Source organism: Aeromonas sp. Prich7-2, assembly GCF_017939255.1.
GTDB lineage: Bacteria > Pseudomonadota > Gammaproteobacteria > Enterobacterales > Aeromonadaceae > Aeromonas > Aeromonas caviae.
On the sequence record NZ_JAGKRI010000171.1, the window covers coordinates 1 to 924 of the forward strand.

The following is a 924-nucleotide window of genomic DNA, read 5'->3' on the forward strand; positions in this document are numbered from 1 at the left end:
AATGCCTGATGGTTCTGATGAGCTGCTCACCCCGTTGTCAGCTGACAATCGAGTTCGCTGGAGCCAGATTTCCATTTCACGCTACCGATAACGCTAATGCCTGATGGTTCTGATGAGCTGATCACCCCGTTGTCAGCTGACAATCGTTGCCAGCCAGCAGCCAGGATTTCATTTCACGCTACCGATAACGCTAAGGAAGGTGCTAACAAGTCACTTGGCACAAAAACACACCATTCTAAATTATTGATATTAAATGGCTAAACTTTTTAGGGAAGGTGCGAATAAGTCATATGGCACGAGAGCATTTACTGGTAACCCATTGATATTAAATGACTAAAATTTTCATTTTTTGTTCGTGGGATACTTGTTCGCACTTTCCTTAGTTTTGGCGCATAGGGTACTTATTCGCACCTTCCCTATTCGTCCATTACTCTACATGTATCGCGAGTGTTCGATGAAAATAATGACCACAAAAGAGGTTGAGGTTATAGCTGATATTCAGTGTGACGTATGCCATAAAAGCACAACCCCACATATGAACCCAAATTTGTATAATCCTCAGTTTGGAGCCCTGACTGCAAAATGGGGTTATGGTTCGAAAAATGATGGTGCGGCATATGAGGTGCATCTATGTGAGGAGTGCTTTTTTACTGTGCTGAGTCAGATAAAAAATATGCGTAAAAATGATCATGCGGGTTATATTGATGATCAATCATTTGGGAGGGTTTTATCTCACAATCTTGAGCTTATATGACATCATTGGTTCGGCTAGATCTAGGGAAGGTGCGAACAAGTTCCTGATATGAGATCATCATGTTCATCCGGAGCGCATCCCAGAGGGACATCATGAGCCATCAACTCACCTTCGCCGATAGTGAATTCAGCACTAAGCGCCGTCAGACCCGAAAAGAGATTTTCCTCTCC

Annotated in this window: 1 protein-coding gene; it reads left to right on the plus strand. The window is 43.2% G+C overall.

Annotated elements, in window-relative coordinates:
• Window positions 1–454 precede the first annotated feature (454 nt).
• The gene (locus J9892_RS20090) at window positions 455–754 is read left to right on the plus strand and encodes a hypothetical protein (RefSeq protein WP_210538767.1); all 300 of its coding nucleotides are present in this window, start codon (window positions 455–457) and stop codon (window positions 752–754) included.
• Window positions 755–924: the final 170 nt, after the last annotated feature.